Raw genomic sequence first — 19,234 nt, 5'->3', positions numbered from 1 at the left:
TTACGTTTAGGGTTTTGGGTCCAAAAAGTTAATACTACCTTAAAGGTGGTTTATTAATTTGGATATTATTTACAATTGAACTGATGCAACGACGACTTTATGGATTAGGGTACGACTTTCCCTTTCATTTTCCGAATCCAGGTGTGCTGGCTTCCATAATGTTGCCTTCAAATAACGGCTTATTTGTAGGATTTTCCGTTCATTCTTCGAATCAATTTGAGCTAACACATATAGACAGAAAACAATTAGGGCTATAAACACTTGGTTGTAAATGGTCTTTTCGCTTTGTCCATAGAACTTTTTGATGTTCATATGTTATTTCATCCATTTAAAAAAAGTTCAATGGTCCAACGTGATTTGTACATTTCTGCTGGTTCTAAATCAAAGCTATTGGTGATCAAATGTAGTATATTTCCTTTTGTATCCAGCACTTTTACTAAACGAAAATAGTTTTCAGCTCGTTTTTGAATTGTTCCAATCAATACCATTTGGTTGGATAATATATCTGAATTCTCGGGTATTTAAAAATCATATCAGGTGTGTTAATTATCCGATTTAATCCATAAGAATAGAGAGATTCGTTGATTACAGCGAAGGTTTGCTCGCTTTCCTGCGGGCGAATGCTGGGGGCAACAGGATGTTATCACGGAGTCGTTGCCACAGGACGTGGTGCCCTTAAACTCCGTTCCTTAATCGCTACGCTGCGGGGTCTCATTTCCCACGGGAGTCGAGCAAACCTCCACTCCAATCTATACAATGATCCTTTACTTGGAATAAGCCAAACCTTATCTTTCCTCCCAAAACTGTAGAAAATAATACTAATGCTGTTTTATGCAATATTCATGGATCTACCTGCTATGAACTTGATTTTTTTGTTAACAATATTTTCTTAGATAAAAATTATTTAAAGATTAATTCTAATTTTATATTTGGTCCAGTTGGTGCATACTCTAAAGCGAATTCTAAGCATTTACATGATTATCCTTTTCCTAAAGAATATTATTTTATAGAAGGAGATATTGTTGAAAGGGTGAAGATATTTAGTGATTTCTACTTTAGCTGATAAGAAAATTGAATTAGAAAATGAACTTGATGAATTAATTAAATTAAAGCAGAATTTTAATGTCGATCATGTGGAAATACCTAATAATTTAAATTTTAACGATTTGTCAAAAGTTGAAACTATTTTAGAAGCGATTGCTAATGAGATTAGATTTGAGTGGAAAAAGAAATGTTTTCTTCACACAGAACATGTTTATAAGTCTCCTTCATATCCTCAAGATTTTTGGACCTTAAACAATAGTGAGGTTGACTTTAAGTACGAGAGAGTTATCAATTATAGATCTTGGGAAGATAAACATTATACTAATATAAACAATTTTTCGGGTTTTTCAATGTTTTTTTCTAGTGGAATGAGTACTATATTTAATGTTTTACATTTATTGAGAATTATGTTTAAAGGGGAATTAAATGGAGTATTCCTAGGAGATTATTATGAAACAACACGTGTGTTGATTAACCAAAATTATACAGTTTCATCATAAACCAAACGATGCCTTTCGATGATTTCTTTGAGTGTCAGCCGCCATTCAAAAGGCAAAGCATCACAAAGAAGCAATCGCTGAAATCCTGTGAGTGACAAGGGTTTTCGGTTGATTTGTTTACGAACTTGAACGTACAACCATTTCAATAAAACATACGCAATGAGCGCTGCGAATAGTTGGTTGAACACCGCATTTTTCGTCGTGCCAAACAACACAGGTACGTTTAAATTTTGTTTGATCCAGCGGAAAAACGTTTCAATCGCCCAACGAGACTTGTACATATTGGCTATTTCTTCCGCCGTGACATTCATCAAACTCGTCACCACACGCATTTCTTTTCCTTCATAATCCGTAAATTGAACGACACGATGACGCTTTTGTGTTTGTTTTTGTGATGTACCGATGATGCATGTGAAATCAGCCGTCACGTTAGAACTATTGGTACGACTGCCTTTGAGTGATTTTTTACGACTAAATTGTATGTTGTCTTTCAAACGAAAAACAAAATCTTGCCCGTCTTTTACGTACGAATCCACTTTATCAATCGAAAAATAAGCGCGGTCTCCGACAAGAATAAAGCGCTTGTCTTCGAGTTGTTTACCTATGGGTCCATCATGCTTTAAGCCTGTTGTTTCAACGATTTGAAGAGGCATACCGGTTTCATTCGAGAAGCTAACGTGCAATTTAATGCCGGAACGTTCACCGTGATAAACCGCCCACGGTAAGCGTGTCTTCCCCACCGTAATCGTTGTGGAATCAATGGACAAAAGGGTTTTCGGCATCTTCAAAGACCGTTGTGTAGCACGATTCAACTTCCCAATGAGGACTTCAAAAATGCGCTTGATGATGGCATAATCGAGCGCCTTCATATGCTTAGAAAGGGACGAATGGTCGACGGAAACTAATCCAAAGCTGGCACCTACATCAGCCGAATGTCGTAAGCTTTTCCACTCATTCGCCGCAGCTGCGACAAGATATGAAAGGAGTGTAGAAACGGTGCATTTGCGCGCTGTCTCTGCATAGTTGAATTCTTTTAAAATGGATTGTAGCTCGGTTTCTGAAAGAAAGTTTTGAATCATATTTTGGAACGTGGTATGCTTGTTCATAAGAGATTCCTCGTTTCGTAAATGTTTGGTCGTACTTACATTTTACAAGAGGAATCTCTCTTTTTGTCTATATTTAATTGGAATAAAATAGATAATCAACACACCTGCTATATTAATAAAGTATTAGATAATGTAACTTTCTTTGTAAGCTGTTTGAAGAATAGCCATTTAGAAGTTATCCATCCTTCTCTATTAAATCCAAAATATAAATCACCATTCTTATTTGTTAAGACAGAAAGTAATGATTACTTTTATAAATTTATGGAGTACATTGATTCATACTTAGAAAATAATCATATTCATATTCCAACACGTAACAGCTTTGGCTTTAGAAACATTTCTATGGAGATCGTTCAAATGAATAAAACCGATAATGTACTAAAAATTGCTCCAGGTAAAATAGACGGAATAAAGCAACATACCTTAATCGAAGGAATTATGGAGTTTAACAAAAAATAAGAAAATTGAAGGTATTAGATATGATTATAAATAAGAATTTTTCAAACCTTTTTTTTGGTCGGGTTTTTGTTAATATGGGAGATAGTTTATATTTTATTACTATAATGTGGTTAGTTTTTGAATTAACCCAAAATACTTTATTTACTGGAATAGCAGGGGCATTATTTATGTTGCCCGAAGTCTTTTCATTTTTTTACGGACCTATTATTGACAAATGTAATAAAAAGAGATTTTTAATTATTTTTACCCTATTACAGGCTATATTAATGTTAATTTTATATTTACTGTATTCTTCTGGTGGAGATACTGTGATCTACATTATTTTATTCATTATCCCATTTCTTGCTTTTCTTTCAGAATTTACTTACCCTATCGAAAACTCATTAATTCCTAGATTTGTGGTAAATAAGGATTTAACAAAAGCTAACTCCATTATGGCGATTGCTGCCGATGGGATAGATTTATTTTTTAATGCAGTATCTGGGATTTTAATTGCTGTTACCTCCGTAACTTCAATTTTATTAGGTAATGCGGTTCTATTTTTACTCGCAGCTTTACTTTTCTTTAGACTCAAGATAAATGGAGATCATCAGGATGCCAAGAAATTAGAACATGAAGAAGAAAGCACATACTTTACAGATCTTAAGGAAGGTTTAAGGTTTGTTAAAAAGAAAGAGATACTAGCGTTAATTATTCCGTTTCTTGTATTAAATCTATTGTTAGCAACATTTACTGTAAATTTACCAGCAATAGCAACAACAATTACGGAATCTGCGATCTCTTATGGATTATTGCTTACAGTTTCCGGATTAGGAAGTGTGGTAGGGTCGATTATTAGTAATTTCGTTTCTAAAAAGCTAAAAATTGGTTCAATTATTATAAGTACCGTTTTGTTTTATGGGCTATCGTGGCTAGTAGGAATTTCGATAGGTGGATTTTTTATTTATATTTTTTCTTTTTTAGCTAGCATATTTATTGGAATCATAAATGTTATTTTTACGGTTGCTTTCCAAAAAATTCCTTCTGAAAATATGTTAGGTCGAGTGAATACAACTATCAAAACATTAATTACAATTTTCATGCCAATTGGTGCCCTACTAGGAGGATGGCTACCGACTATTTTAGGTTTAAAAAGTACGATAATAATGAATGCAAGTTTGATTCTTATTCTAGCGTTAATACTTCTTTGTATTAGCTCTATAAGAAATATGGTTATAGATATAGAAGAATTTGAACACTAATGAAATGTATCATACTACAATTTTTTACAAATAGAGATTAAGGAACTTGAGAAAACTTATTTCTCAAGTTTTTTAGATTCAATTATTAAACAAAAAAGCACAGTACACTTTTTAGAACATTAAATTAACTTATACGACAAAGTTGGTCAATTTGTCTATTCTCACAAGAATATTATATCGATTAGGAGTGTGAAGCTTAAAGCATGAAAATTTCCAGTTTAGAAGGTATATGATTTACTTATTTCGGTATTGATCTAAGTGCTGATGAAAAAAAGGAAACTATTATCTTGATGTTAGAAAAATGATTTCAATAATACCAATATTTTCAGACATTTTATCTTACAGGATGCAGGAATCTCGATCTATCATTAGGCAATGCTATATAGTGTTTTTACTTTGTTATAAAAACTGAGACACTGATCTTTTTTTGAATCTAATCCTAAGAAGTCAAACATTTTAGTTATATATAAAATGGCATCTTCCTGACACTTGCCATCTATTAAATTTAAGATAGCTGTAAAATATTTTATCATTGCCTGTATGTACATGTTATCTACTACATCTAATTTAATTTTGTTCAATTCAGTTAAATAAAATTTAGCGCTATTAACGTTTTTAGAAACTATTTTTATTTCTAATATGTTAAACAACATTAATGCGACTTCATTCCGGTATCGTTTTATATTTTTTAGCATAAGGAGTGTGTTCTTTGCTCGTGAATATACCAAATCAATTAACTCGTTAGAATAGAAACTTAAAGTATTGGTAAACAATGTAACTTCATAGTATCCCCAACTATTACAATTCATTAAATAGTTTTGAATGACATCTAACTCTTCACGATATTCATTGGTACCGTTCAAATCATCTATTAGAAGTGATACTAAAGCTTGATAATGTCTAAACTTTTCATTACCAGTTACAAGATAGTCCCTTTTAGCGTCAAATGTTATTTGTTTTAAAGCAGCTACGTTTTTATTATAGTAAGCCTCTATATATTTTCGAGTGTAAAGTAAATCCTTGTTTCCATCATTCTTATAAATTACTTCAAATTCTTCTAAGGTGATGTTCAGTACATTTATAATTTCAAAAAATTTTTCTACAGTGGTGTCACTTAATCCCTTCTCAAACTTTGCAATTGCAGGTCTGCTTAATATATTTTTATAAACTTTATTAGAAGGAATATTTTTACTTATTCGAATATCCCTTATTACTTTACCTACATACATTTAAATACCTCCATCAAGAATGCTAGTTAACTATTATTAACATTATAACCTAATTTATATTATTTTTGAAATAATAGTCATAAATTTCAGGAAGGAGCTGAGAAAGTGCATAAACTGTTTGTATCTACCTATTTATTAATGTCTAATGACTCATTAACTATGTTTAAGCCGTTAATTTGGGATTTAATCGGGGGATAAGTCATTTTGCTTAAATTTTTTACCATATTAAGTATATTCTGTATATTGACTAACTTAGTAGTATTTTATTAAACCAGGCGTGTTGATTATCCAATTTAATCCATAAAAATAGGGGGATTCGTTGATTTCCGCTACGGCTTGCTCGCTTTCCTGCGGGCGAATGCTGAGCCTCCTCGCTACGCTGCGGGGTCTCATCTATTCGCTTTTCCCGCGGGAGCGTACACTAACATTGTTATTTATTTAAACAAATGGGAATATCAAACTGGGTCTCACTCTATCTTGGCCAAGAAAAAATTTTTTTCACACGAAAAAACTCTAGCAAACGTTGATATAACAACATTTTAAGAGGGAGTCGAGCAAGCCTCCGCTCCAATCTATATAAATGGTCTTAAAAATACAGAGTTATACTAAACAGACACCCCTATTTTTTGTAAAATCAACACGCTTGTTATTAAACAATATTTCAAATTTAAATGAGGGTACGCATCAATTTTAGAGTGATGAATAGCTATCTTAACTCAATTAAAAAATAAAGCGTGGAAAAATCTGCTTATACAGATAGAATAAGCTATTTTAATGCGACGGTAGTGAAAAGTACTACATATCATCAGGTGTATTGATTAGGAAAAACTAGGGTAAATATTTGGTACCATTAAAAAATGCTGTATTTTTAGCTCCCTTTATCCCGCTTTAACAGGTAGCAAGATTCCTTCTTTAAGTTATAGAAAAGGGAGGAAAAACTGCCGCGTGCGAACCATCCGTGGGGGGAAAAGAAACCAATGGATGGCAGTTTCACTTTATGTAGATCTTCGCTGCGGCTTGCTCAAGTCCTCGAAAATGCCTACGCATTTCCTTCGTGCGGTGCCAGTTCAGTGAAGCCAATTTAATGTCCCACGGGAAAAGCGAGCAGATGAGACCCTGCACGGAGCGATTGAAGGAGCGGAATTGTAGTGCGCCACGTCCTGTGGCAACGATTCCGTGACCAACAGCCTGATGCCCCGAAGCGGCTCAGCATTCGCCCACATGAGTCGTGCAAGCCGTAGCGGAAATCAGCTAATACCTCATATTTTTATGGATATAATTGGATTATAAACACGTTTGACATATCATTTTTGATAATAAAAATAGTATCAAAATGTACGCTGATATGAGTGTCAATGCAGAATCATAGACCTATTTGGTAATCCTTAATTTTCCTAAATAACGTTGCTCGACTAATTCCAAGAAGCTGTGCAGCTTGATCCTTGCTACCACCAACACGTTTGATGGTCTCTAAGACTTCAGTGATGGTCTTTATTTCAATCGTTTGTAGATTAAATTTCTCAATATTATTTTGCTGTTCGAGTCTTGTTAAAAATTCAGGTAAATGCTGTGGACAGATAATTGGATCTTCCGTCATATCGCAAATATAGGCTATAACATTTTCTAGTTCTTTGATATTTCCAGGCCAAGTATAATTTTCTAAAATGATCTTTGCTTCACGAGAGAACTGGCGACTTTTAGTTGGACTATTTTGCTTCAAAAAGTTTTCAGCCAAAGGTAATATGTCTTCACTTCGTTCGTGTAAGGTGGGGACATGGATAGGTGTAATATTAAGTTTGTAATATAAATCTTTACGGAAAAGACCTTCTTTCATTTGTTTTATGAGGTAGTGGTTAGACGAAACGATAATGCGAGTATTGATTGGATAAAGTTTTCCTTTTCGAAAAATAAGACCATCTTCTAAAAATTTCATGAATCGGGCTTGTACATTAATCGGCATCGTTTCGATTTCTTCGATCAGAATTGTACTTTGGTGTGCCAGTTCTAGTTTTCCTTTAAGATATTCAGTATTCATATGATAGCCAAATAATTGTTTTAATAGTTGTTCCTCAGAATAGTATGAACAGTTGAAACGATGAAATGGCTTGTCTTTCAATGGGCTTTGCTGATGAATTAGTTCTGCGATATAACTCCGCCCGGTCCCTTGCTCACCAATAATAAGGATGGGCATAGAATTGTTGGAAAATTTACTCATTTTGTTACGGATATTTTGAATGGATGGATGATTTCCTATTAATCTTTGATTTTGCAAAGGTACATTTAGTAGTGAATGGCTGATAGATTCGATATTTTTAGGGTTATCTAGCATAATGACAGCTTGATTTCCTTCAATTTTTTGATACTTCATATGAAATTTATGGATTGTATCATGAATATCTATAAAAACTGTTCTGCCACTATTGGGTATATTTTCGGCTTGTTCAAGTAGTTGTTGCAGCACAAAAGGTTCGATTGCTTCATCCATATGGAGCATATGGAGTGCTCCCTTACTGACATATTCACATGCACCATCCTGATTGATGGAAATAATACCCGTATCGACGTAATCAAAAATCGTCGATATTTTTTTTGCGAAACGATATAGTTTTTGTAAAATTTTGTTTCTTGCATTTTTGTAGCGATTATTTGTGCAATTTGTTCAAGAAATGCAATGTTTTCTACTTTATGTGTAAAAAGTCGTTGCTGCTGGATTTTATCAAAAGCAATTAAACCGATGACACCAATAGCTTCACCATCTAATATTATCGGACAGCAAATTTCCCCATGCTCTTTACAATGCCCAAAGTGTAAGCAACCAGAACAAAATGAGTTAAATCCAGGATTTTCAATAACTATCGTTTGTTTGGTTTGAATACATCGTTTATAAATGAGGTCCTCACCATTCATTTCTTTCCAAATTTGCGATTTTATTTGACCGGTACCGGCTACTCGAAAAAGATGCTTATCTGCAACCTCTATTTCTATCTTTAAAACAGAAGCAATAGCATTAACGATTTGCTGAATAGGCAATTGAATCGTTTTTAGATCAAAATTGTTCATATTTTTCCGCTCCAATCTCAAAATAAGATTTTTGTTTCAAAATGAGACTTATAATTTATATGTGATGTTTTATATAACTATGATGTCATATTTTTTAACGTAAATAAATACGTTTTTAATATAAATCTATCTCATTTTGAGACTTTTGCGATTTTTTTATTCATTTTATACTTTATTCATAAAAGAAAGCTAGACTAAAGTTAGTTTTCTTAACACTAAGGAGGCGTGAAAATATGAAATTGAAAAACATCATTTGGGTTATGCTTGCAACAGTATGTTTAGTACTTGCTGGGTGTGGGTCTAATGACAGCAGTTCAAAAGCGAAGGATGCTCATACATCTTCAGAGGATAACACAGTAGATGGTATTAAGAAAAAGGGAAAAATCGTGATTGCAACTGGTGACTATTATCCATTCGAATATTTGGATAAAAAAACACAGAAATTAGTTGGTTATGATATTGATCTAGGAAACAAGATTGGAAAGGCATTAGGTGTAGATGTGGAGTGGAAACAAATGCAATTTACAGCTCTTGTACCATCACTACAAAACAAGCAGGTGGATTTAGTGATTGGGGCAATGTATATCACAGATGAAAGAAAAGAAGTAGTTGATTTTGCAGATCCATACTTAGATACAGGCATGGTTCTTGTTAAAGCAAAAAATGATAAAAGTATTTCCTCTAAAAAAGATTTAGATGGTAAAAAAGTTGGTGTGAAAGCAGGGGCGACAAGCGAACAAGTTGCACAAAAATTAAAGGCAGAGGGTGCTAACATTAAAATCGTAGCCTACAAAGAAGCGTTGGATGCGATAAAAGACTTAGAAATAGGTCGAGTAGATGTGGTTGTTAATGATTACCTAAATCAATTAGGTTACTTCCAAACATATCCTGATAGCAATCTCGAAATTGTTGGAAAAGAGCTAGATCATTCAGAGCTAGGAATTGCTGCTTCAAAAGGGAATGATAGTTTAATATCAGAGGTCAATAAGGTATTGGCCGAAATGGAGAAAAGTGGGGAAAAAGATCAACTATTTAAAAAATGGTTAGAAAACAATCAATAGGAGGTAGATGATATGGGATTAGACTTCTCAGTATTAACTCCTTTTATCCCTGCCTTAGTCGAAGGGGCATGGATGACGATCCAAATTTCATTTCTATCTTTAGTCATCGGATTAGTGCTGGCCATTTTGGGTGCATTTAGTAAACTTTCGCCTATTTTTATCTTACGTAAAATAACGGAATTTTACGTTTGGGTATTTCGTGGGACACCATTGTTAGTACAACTGTTCATCATTTATTTTGGTATTCCTCAATTAGGGGTACAATTTACACCATTTCAAGCTGCAGTTCTTGGTTTATCCTTGAATACAGGGGCCTATGCGACTGAAATTGTACGATCTGCGTTACAAGCAGTAGATAAAGGGCAATATGAGGCGGCAGCCGCGCTGGGAATGTCGAAGCCACTTGCCATGTATCGTATTATCGGTCCACAAGCGTTAAAAATATTAGTACCAGCTATGGTCAATCAATTTGTTATGACGGTTAAAAATTCATCTATGGTATCGTTATTAACCATTACGGAATTGTTCCGAACAGGAGAATCAATCATTACATCAACTTTCCATAGTTTGGAGGTCTATCTCATCATTGCAGCCATCTATCTAGTCATTACATCCGTTTTAATGTTTATTGCGAGTCGCTTGGAGAAAGGAATGAGGGTTTATGATTGAAATGCGTCATGTCAATAAATATTTTGGAAAAAAGCAAGTATTATATGATATTAATTTGCAGATTGAAAAAGGCGAACGCACTGTAATAATTGGGCCCTCAGGTTCCGGGAAAAGTACGCTTTTACGTTGTATGAATCTTTTGGAAGCAATTGAAGAAGGAGAAATGTATTATAAGCAAGATCTTGTACAAGGGAAAGAGTCGAAGAAACGCATACGTCAAGAATTAGGTATGGTATTTCAACGGTTTAATTTATTCCCACATTTAACAGCTATAGAGAATGTGATGGAAGCGCCTATCTGGGTAAAAAAGAAAAATAAAGAGACTGCAAAAAGAAAAGCAGAAGAATTATTAACAACAGTAGGTCTAAGTGAACGCTTTGACTTTTATCCTTCTAATCTATCTGGAGGGCAACAGCAGCGGGTAGCAATAGCTCGAGCACTTGCCATGGAACCAGAATTAATGCTTTTTGATGAACCAACTTCCGCACTTGATCCCGAACTTGTTGGAGAAGTATTGAATGTTATGACCCATCTTGCCAAAAACGGTATGTCAATGGTGGTTGTTACACATGAAATGGGTTTTGCAAATGAAGTAGCAGATCGGGTCATTTTTATGGATCAAGGAAGGATTGTAGAAGATGGGACACCTGAACAGGTTCTGCGTAATCCACAACATGAACGTACAAATACATTTTTAAGTCGCATTCTTGCTTAGGAGGGGAAAATGATAGGTATTCAAATAGCCAAAAATCCATTTGGTCCAAAGCCATTGGAAAGAAGACATCGTACACCATTTCAAAAACATGAAATTCTAAATATTTTAAATTTTCAAGAATCTCATTCTAGATATACAAAAACGCCTCTCTATGAACTGAAGGAATTAGCAAAAAAATGTGGAGTTGCTTCTATCATGGTAAAAGATGAATCGCAACGATTTGGTTTAAATGCTTTCAAAGTATTAGGTGGCATTGTAGCAGTTGGAAAATATATGGCGAGAGTCCTCGATCTTCCTTTTGAAAACTTATCTTTCGACATGCTAAAACAACAAGCAGAAGAAAAATTACAGCCAATCACATTTATAACGGCGACGGATGGTAATCATGGACGCGGAGTGGCATGGGCTGCACGAGAGCTTGGGCAAAAAGCTGTTGTACGGATGCCAAAAGGTTCAACTACTCAACGTTTAAAAGTGATTCAAGAGGAAGGTGCTGATGTATTAATAACGGATTTGAATTATGACGATTGTGTTCGACATTGTGCAACGCTCGCGAAAGAAAACGGCTGGATCATGATTCAAGACACTGCATGGGATGGATATGAAGAAATTCCTCTATGGATTATGCAAGGTTATAGCACTTTGGCACTTGAAATCGTTCAACAATTAGAGGAACAACAATTAGAGCCACCAACACATATTTTATTACAAGCGGGTGTTGGTTCATTTGCTGGAGCTGTCGCTGTAAGCCTTAACCAATTTTTGCAGAGGGATTTAACCATCGGAATTGTTGAAGCGAAACCAGCTTGTTGTTTTTTTGAATCTTTTAGAACTTGCAAGATGAAAACGATGGATGGGGATATGCAGACCATTATGGCAGGTCTTGCTTGTGGGGAACCTAATACTTTTGCATATGACCTATTGTCATATTTGGCAACTGCGGCATTCTCATGTACTGATGAAATTGCTGCACTTGGAATGCGTGTATATGGCAATCCGATAACGGGTGATCCTCGTGTCATTTCTGGAGAATCAGGTGCTGTTACACTCGGACTTCTCTATTATGCATTGCAACTACAAGCTTCAAATGAAATTGTCGAAACTTTGCATATAGGGGCAGATGCTCGAATTTTAGTGATTTCTACTGAAGGTGATACAGATCGAAACTCTTATGAAAACATTGTATGGCATGGTCAATATGCCAATTTCAAGGAGGAACAAATAAATGAATACAGCGCAACTAGTTATTGAATTATGCCAATCCCTTGTCAAACATCAAAGTTACTCGGGAGAGGAAGAAGCTGTTGCAAAAGAAATCCAAGACTTTGCAGCAAAATATTTTGATGAAGTACATGTGGATGAAGTAGGGAATGTATTACTGAAGATCAAAGGAAAAAATGAAGGACCCACTGTATTATTTGATGGGCATATCGATACAGTCCCTGTTAATAGCAAACATTGGACAAAAAAACCGTTCTATCCAGAAATCGTGGGTGACAAGATGTATGGTCGTGGAACCTCCGATATGAAGGGTGCTGTGAGCGCAATGATTATCGCAGCCATCGATTTTGCTAAGCAAACGAACAAACAATTTAAAGGGAACATCATTGTATCTTGCAGTGTTCATGAAGAATGTTTTGAAGGAGTTGCTTCGCGAAGCATTACGAGAGTAGAAAAGCCTGACTATGTTGTTATTGGAGAAGCAACGAATTTACAACTTGCAATAGGTCAACGAGGGCGTGCAGAAATTATTTTAGAAACGATTGGTAAACCGGCACATTCATCAAATCCCTCAGCAGGTGTCAATGCAGTCTATCACATGATGAAGTTAGTGGATCTTGTAAAAAAAGTCCCCTTACCCAATCATCCTGTTTTAGGAGATGCATTATTAGAATTAACAGATATTAAGTCTGCTCCATATCCAGGTAAATCTGTTGTGCCATCTAATTGTACGGCAACATTCGATCGTAGAACTCTTGTTGGTGAAACAAAGGAATCTATTCTAGCAAGCATTCAACAAGTAATTGCTGAAATCTCAAGTGAAGATCCAACCTTCCAAGCAAAAGCTTATTACTCAAAAGGTTCAGAACAATGTTATACAGGTGCCACAATTACAGCGGAACGTTTTTTCCCTGCATGGGTGTATGATGCAGAAGCAGATTTTGTTAAAGCTTCATTAGAAGCATTACAACAAGTTCAACCAACCACTGTATTAACACATTACTCATTTTGTACGAATGGAAGTCATTTTGCTGGAGAAGCCGGAATTCCTACAATTGGATATGGTCCATCTTTTGAATATCTGGCTCATATTGATGATGAATATATTCAACTATCTCAACTTACGCAAGCGGTAACAGGTTATGCAGCACTTATGGCAGCATTAACAGCTTTACCTACACAATCAAAAGGACGTGAAGAACATGTATGATTTAATCATTCGTAACGGAAAAATCATTGATGGGACTGGTTCTCCTTGGTATTATAGCGACATTGCTATTCAAGATGATAAAATTGAAAAAATCGGGAAGCTTACAGATTTAAAGGCGAAAAAAGAAATCGATGCCAAGCGACATATCGTAAGCCCAGGTTTCATCGATATGCACACACATTCAGACTTGGTTATTTTAGAGCAGGGTATTATTGAAGCAAAAGTTCGTCAAGGTATCACAACAGATCTTCTTGGGCAAGATGGCATCGCAGCAGCACCACTTCCGGACGAGCATGTTTCAAATTGGCGCAAAAACTTAGCTGGACTTGATGGTACTCCTGATATTGAATGGAATTGGATGACAGTAGGGGACTATCTATCACAAATCGAAGATAAAAAACCAAGCTATAATCTTGCAACGCTTGCACCACATGGCAATATTCGAATGGAAGTAATGGGACTTGAGAATCGCTACGCGACCGATGAGGAAATTGCACAAATGCAAAATGTACTTCGTCGTTCGCTTGAAGAGGGAGCGGTTGGCCTTTCAACTGGTTTAATATATCCGCCTTGTTGTTTTGCGGATATGCGTGAACTAAAAGCACTTTGTGAAGTGATAGCTGAATATGGTGTGCCACTTGTTATTCATCAACGCAGTGAAGGTGATGAAATTTTAGAGTCTATGACAGAGCTGATTGATATGATGACAGAAGTTGGAGCTCATCTTCATTTTTCACATTTGAAAAACTGTGGACGCGATAACTGGTCAAAATCACCAGAGGTTATTAAAAAAATTGATGAGGCGCGTCAAAACGGTCTTGAAGTTACTTTTGACCAATATCCATATACCGCTGGTAGTACAATGCTAAGCGCTATTTTACCACCATGGGTACATGATGGAGGTACGGAAAAATTGCTTGAAAGACTGGAAAAGCCAGAACTACGTTTCAAAATGATTGAAGAAATGAAGACAGGCTTAAGGGGATGGGATAGTATTTCACGTTGGGCAGGATGGGATGGCATCATTGTTACTTCCGTTAATTCTGAAGAAAAAGCTTACTGTGTAGGTAAAACCATTCAAGAAATCGCAGCGATTGATGTGAATCCCAATCCTGCTGAAGTTGCACTTAATCTGATTTTAAGCCAAAAAAATAATATAGGTATGATCGACTTCGTGATCAATGAAGATGATGTTCGTAAAATTTTGACACATCCAGCGGGAACAATTGGCAGTGATGGCCTCCTCGGTGGGGAACCTCATCCACGTGCATATGGAACGTTCCCGAAAATCTTAGGAAAATACGTTCGTGAAGAAAAACTAACATCGCTTGAAGAAATGATTCGTCGCATGACATCTCAACCAGCGCGTATCATAGGTTTACAAAATCGTGGAATTATTCGTGAAGGCATGATTGCTGATATTGTCATCTTTGATGAAGAAACGATCATTGATAAGGCAACTTATGAACAGCCGCGTCAATACAATGAAGGGATGGATGCCGTTATTGTTAGCGGCCATATCATTTTACTTGGTGACCGAACCTTCCCACAACAGGCTGGTGAAGTAATCCACCGTAAATATACCAATAAAGTAAAATCACATGCGTAAAGTGTCAATATATTAATTTGTAAAAAGGTAAAAAGGGTCTATCAAAGTATTAATTCTAATACCATGTGAAGCGTACAAATACTGCTGTTCTAGTATTTGTGCGCTTTTTTATAGAAGATGGTCTGTAAGTTATTTCTTTGTTTTATTCATAGTTATCACTGTAACTTGGGGTGACTTCCGTTCTGCCAATATGTTTTCAGGGACGTCTGATGAGCCGCTTCAGGGTAACGGGACGTTGGTCAAAGAGGGACGTGGCGTTCTTAGACTCCCCGTTCCTTAAATTATTCTCCCTAGCTGCTGCTAATATCCTAGGAATCACGCTAGCTCTGTACCACTCAACTTGCAACCTAGCTTTTTGATAAAGAACCATATCCATTTGATTTGCTACAATTACTAGTAGATTTTTTTCTTAAATATACGTTATACTGAATAGATATACTAGAGGTGTTGAGTAGGCAGAAATTAGCTCCCTATATTTCAGAGAAAAATTGGATAATAAACACGCCTGTAAATATAAGTTACCTGCATTAACGAGTAATATATACACACATCAGAATCAAACAAACTTTCATCGGCGATTGCTCCATACTTTACTTGGAAAAGCTAGGGTCTCAGCTACTGGTAAAATCCGATTGGTTTAGCTAAGCTACATTGTAAGATAAGAAAATCTTACATCCAATGTGAATGTTTTATATAGCTTTCTAGAATAGTATAAATAATAGTAGTAACTATACATAATTTTGTAGCATAACTGGAAAAAGGGCAGGGATTTAATATGAAAACTTCAAAAGAAAAAGGAGTATTGAAACGTCTTCTAAAGAAGTCGTCAGCAACTTTAGTGGTTACACTAATCTTTACAGTAGGGGTTTGTTTTGCAAAAGGAACCCCTTCAACGGTCAATGCAAAAACAAAGCCAACTTATACGGTCACGACAGCATCAAAAGTATTAGATACTAAAATGCAAAAATTTTCTACATATAATCGTAAGACAAAAACCTATTATTTGCTACGTTCATATCTCGAAAGACTAGAGAAAAACGGTGGCGGCAAACTGATTTTAAAAAAGGGAACCTATAAGATTACCAATACTCTATATATTCCTTCAAATGTAACGATCCAGCTTGAAAATGGTGTGACTATTGTGAAAGAAACAAGTACTGGGACACAAAAGATGCTACCATCTCATTCGCTTTTTCAATTCATCCGTCCATCAAGAGCTCAAAAAAAGCATGTTTATGGTAAATTTAATGGTGAAAAAAATATTAAAATGATTGGCAAAGGAAGTGCTTCTATTGATATGAATTATGATGATCAGTCATTGGGAATTGTAATGGGGCATAACCAGAATGTTACGATCGATCATATTCAATTTAAAAATATGAATGGTGGTCATTTTATTGAATTGGATGCATCCAAGAATGTAACGATTAAAAATTCTTCTTTTATTTCCTCTCGTCATGTAGATGGACGTGATAAAGAAGCGATCAATCTAGATACACCTGATCTTACGACAAAAGGATTTACGCATGCGTGGAGCAAATACGATAAACAAGCGAATAGCGATGTTTTCATCATTCGTAACAGATTTGATGGATTAGATCGTGCAATAGGTACACATAAGTATTCGGAAGGTAGCCTACATCAAAATGTGGTTATTCGCAATAATACCATTCAAAGTATGCATTCAGATGCGATTCGTGTGATGAACTGGTCTAGTCCAATTATTGAAAATAATTCATTTACGAATATTGGGAACGATGCAGATCCTAACGATACAACTAGAGGAATTCTATTAAGTGGTGTTAGTAATCCAACTATTCAAAACAATATATTTATAGCTATACCAAGAGCGATGCAGTTTATGGTTTGGCAAAATACAGATACAGGCAGTCAATATAAACCTATTTACAATAAGCTTAGCGAATCAAATAAAAAGATATTTCAAAATAACATCTTTATCAATATAAAAGAAGATTTTATTCGAATCAATAATAAGAAATTTGGTGATTATAGTTATCCTGAAAAGATTTATTATTTAGAAAAAATTTCATGACTATAGTCCTCAAAAATCTGTAAGTTAGTGGATGGATAGGAAAATCAATATTTTGATAAGATTTATAACCCCCCAACTAGAATTAGAAAGAATAGGAACCATAAAAAATACCATTCAGCTGATGATGAATGGTATTTTTCTGTTGAACAGCCCTGCCTCTGTATCCCATAAGCAGGAACTATCAATAAAAGCTTGATTGGTTCAACGAATATACGGTGGATGGATAAGAGAAATCCACCATGTAAATTTTCACATTATTAGTCATTCAAATCATATACATAATCTTCCATGTATGACCATGTTCCAGCTGGAAGAATCGCTGAAGTTGGAATATCATTTTCTTCAATATGCAAGGTAGTCAAATTTTTCAATGTTGTAAGTGAATCCATCGATGTTAAGTAATTAGCATTCACATAAAGCGTTTTTAAATTGGTCAATGTTTCTAATGCATCTACCGAGAAAATACTATTGTAAGATAAATAGAGTGTTTCTAATTTTTTAGACTCACTAAGCGGTTGAATGTCCTTGATGATATTGTTAGATAAATCTACTTCTTTAAGATTGGTCAAAGAAGCAATTTCTGAAATCTCTCTGATTTTATTGTCATTCAGTTTGAGTTTTTCTAAATTTGTTAAACTTTTAACACCTTCAATATCTTGGATTTTGTTATCCCATGCACTTAATACTTGCAATTTTGTCAAGTTGCTAACGATCATGATTTTTTTCAATGTATTTCCGGATACATCCAAATCAGTTAAGTTGACTAAGTTTTGAAGTGAATCAATGGATTGAATATTGTTAAAGCGAATATTTAATTTTTTTAAGTTCGTTAATTTTACAAGAGGGCTTAAGTTATGAATCGCATTATTAGCAATAGACAATTCACTAATATTTGTACAAAATGCTAATGGTTGAATGTTTTCAATATCAAACATTCCAAACATTTCTCTTTCATCGGTGTCTCCATCTAAAGATAATGTTCCCTTCAAATTTCTTAAATCTGCTACTTTCATATTTTGCGTTAGGTTTTTATGACCCATAATCTCATTTAAGCGATTTAGTAGGTGGGTGTCTTGCACATAAACAATCGCTGTATTACTAACTTTCTCCACATTTTGTGCAGATACTACTTTTCCATCTTGATAAGTTATACCATCTTTTGTGCCTGTTAATTTCTTACCGCTTTTATATTGGTATCCATTGTAAGCGCCCGTTAACTTTGTGCCGTTTTTATATAGATATCCATTATAAGTACCTGTCAGCTTTGTGCCGTTTTTGTACAGGTATCCATTATAACTGCCTGTTAATTTTTTGCCACTTTTATATCGATAGTTTTTATAACTACCTGTATATTTCTTTCCATTTTTATAGAGGATTGATTTATATACTTTGTAACCCCTTACAATTTTCCCTGTTTTTGCCGAAACTAATTTTCCATTTTTAACTTGGTATACGCTTTTAGCAAAAACTGCCGATGAATCGGGGGTTGCTAAAATGGTAGCAGTCCCTATCAATCCTGTTATCATTGTGATAGAAATTGCTTTATTTAGTCGGCTATTCAAATTGATCATCTCCTCTTGATATTGAAAGATTAAAATTCTAACCACATCTTATCATTTTTATATCATCATCGGAAACTATGAAATCCATAAAAATATAGAAATTTTATGAAGAAACAAAAGATTGTTAAAAATTCATCATAAAAGCTATTTTTTATCTTCATTTCATATAAGTTGTTCCTGTATACCTTGCCATAAAATCTCGGAATAGAATCAGGAAAACCTTCTTCAAATTAAAAAATTTTCATTTCTATAGCAAATCTAATCATACTGAAAAATATCAGGAATATATTATAAGAGCTAATCGTATTTAGGTTAATAGAGAGAGGTTTTTTATCCACACGAACAGCAGTTGCTCTACACATCAAGACTCAAGCGAAACTTTCATGAGCGATTGCTCCCAACCTATATGTGAAAAATTCTAGACAGAGAAAAACAAGCGGATAAATCGGATCCACTGCCTGTAAAAGCCTATTATTCAATGAACACACAGTAGGG

At 34.9% G+C, this 19,234-nt stretch carries 13 protein-coding genes and 2 pseudogenes; 9 read left to right on the top strand and 6 right to left on the bottom strand.

What is annotated here, in order from left to right; translation table 11 throughout:
- Window positions 1–104 precede the first annotated feature (104 nt).
- Window positions 105–515 (bottom strand): annotated as a pseudogene (locus FEZ13_RS05865) (transposase); the annotation flags it as partial.
- A gap of 1,000 nt (window positions 516–1,515) precedes the next feature.
- Window positions 1,516–2,650 (bottom strand): annotated as a pseudogene (locus FEZ13_RS05850) (IS4 family transposase).
- A gap of 63 nt (window positions 2,651–2,713) precedes the next feature.
- On the opposite strand from FEZ13_RS05850, the gene FEZ13_RS05845 reads away from it, so the two are divergent.
- A complete protein-coding gene (locus FEZ13_RS05845; protein WP_146551825.1) occupies window positions 2,714–3,109 on the top strand; it encodes a hypothetical protein in 396 nt (131 codons plus the stop codon).
- Between the two features lie 20 nt (window positions 3,110–3,129).
- Window positions 3,130–4,350 (top strand): MFS transporter, encoded by a 1,221-nt coding sequence (locus FEZ13_RS05840; RefSeq protein ID WP_146551824.1) that lies wholly within the window; start codon window positions 3,130–3,132, stop codon window positions 4,348–4,350.
- A 368-nt stretch (window positions 4,351–4,718) separates the two neighbouring features.
- Here the strand turns inward: FEZ13_RS05840 and FEZ13_RS05835 are convergent, their stop codons facing one another.
- From FEZ13_RS05835 to FEZ13_RS05825, 3 genes are all read right to left on the bottom strand, one after another.
- The gene (locus FEZ13_RS05835) at window positions 4,719–5,579 is read right to left on the bottom strand and encodes a helix-turn-helix domain-containing protein (RefSeq protein ID WP_146551823.1); all 861 of its coding nucleotides are present in this window, start codon (window positions 5,577–5,579) and stop codon (window positions 4,719–4,721) included.
- A gap of 1,363 nt (window positions 5,580–6,942) precedes the next feature.
- Window positions 6,943–8,073, bottom strand: coding sequence for a sigma 54-interacting transcriptional regulator (locus FEZ13_RS05830; RefSeq protein WP_146551822.1), 1,131 nt, complete (start codon window positions 8,071–8,073; stop codon window positions 6,943–6,945).
- A complete protein-coding gene (locus tag FEZ13_RS05825; protein WP_146551821.1) occupies window positions 7,977–8,639 on the bottom strand; it encodes a GAF domain-containing protein in 663 nt (220 codons plus the stop codon). The genes FEZ13_RS05830 and FEZ13_RS05825 overlap by 97 nt, the downstream gene beginning before the upstream one ends.
- A 233-nt stretch (window positions 8,640–8,872) precedes the next feature.
- Here FEZ13_RS05825 and FEZ13_RS05820 point away from each other — a divergent pair, with 233 nt between their 5' ends.
- From FEZ13_RS05820 to FEZ13_RS05790, 7 genes are all read left to right on the top strand, one after another.
- Window positions 8,873–9,700, top strand: a complete 828-nt coding sequence (locus FEZ13_RS05820; RefSeq protein ID WP_146551820.1) for a substrate-binding periplasmic protein — start codon at window positions 8,873–8,875, stop codon at window positions 9,698–9,700.
- A 12-nt stretch (window positions 9,701–9,712) separates the two neighbouring features.
- Entirely contained in the window at window positions 9,713–10,369 is a 657-nt protein-coding gene (locus FEZ13_RS05815) for an amino acid ABC transporter permease (RefSeq protein WP_146548975.1), read from the top strand.
- Complete coding sequence (locus tag FEZ13_RS05810) at window positions 10,362–11,084, top strand: amino acid ABC transporter ATP-binding protein (protein WP_146548974.1); 723 nt, start codon at window positions 10,362–10,364, stop codon at window positions 11,082–11,084. Before FEZ13_RS05815 ends, FEZ13_RS05810 begins: the two co-directional genes overlap by 8 nt.
- 9 nt (window positions 11,085–11,093) lie before the next feature.
- On the top strand, window positions 11,094–12,335 hold the full coding sequence (locus FEZ13_RS05805) for a diaminopropionate ammonia-lyase (protein ID WP_146551819.1): 1,242 nt from the start codon (window positions 11,094–11,096) through the stop codon (window positions 12,333–12,335).
- A complete protein-coding gene (locus FEZ13_RS05800; RefSeq protein ID WP_146548972.1) occupies window positions 12,310–13,515 on the top strand; it encodes a YgeY family selenium metabolism-linked hydrolase in 1,206 nt (401 codons plus the stop codon). The genes FEZ13_RS05805 and FEZ13_RS05800 overlap by 26 nt, the downstream gene beginning before the upstream one ends.
- The gene (locus FEZ13_RS05795) at window positions 13,508–15,124 is read left to right on the top strand and encodes an N-acyl-D-amino-acid deacylase family protein (RefSeq protein WP_146551818.1); all 1,617 of its coding nucleotides are present in this window, start codon (window positions 13,508–13,510) and stop codon (window positions 15,122–15,124) included. Before FEZ13_RS05800 ends, FEZ13_RS05795 begins: the two co-directional genes overlap by 8 nt.
- A gap of 775 nt (window positions 15,125–15,899) precedes the next feature.
- Window positions 15,900–17,177, top strand: coding sequence for a right-handed parallel beta-helix repeat-containing protein (locus FEZ13_RS05790; protein WP_146551817.1), 1,278 nt, complete (start codon window positions 15,900–15,902; stop codon window positions 17,175–17,177).
- Between the two features lie 257 nt (window positions 17,178–17,434).
- Here the strand turns inward: FEZ13_RS05790 and FEZ13_RS05785 are convergent, their stop codons facing one another.
- Window positions 17,435–18,739, bottom strand: coding sequence for a leucine-rich repeat domain-containing protein (locus tag FEZ13_RS05785; protein WP_186725785.1), 1,305 nt, complete (start codon window positions 18,737–18,739; stop codon window positions 17,435–17,437).
- Window positions 18,740–19,234 lie beyond the last annotated feature (495 nt).

Origin of the sequence: Rummeliibacillus sp. SL167, assembly GCF_007896505.1 — a bacterium.
GTDB classification, from domain to species: domain Bacteria; phylum Bacillota; class Bacilli; order Bacillales_A; family Planococcaceae; genus Rummeliibacillus; species Rummeliibacillus suwonensis.
The sequence above is the reverse complement of the archived record's forward strand: the minus strand, read 5'-3'. Positions and strand labels throughout refer to the sequence as shown.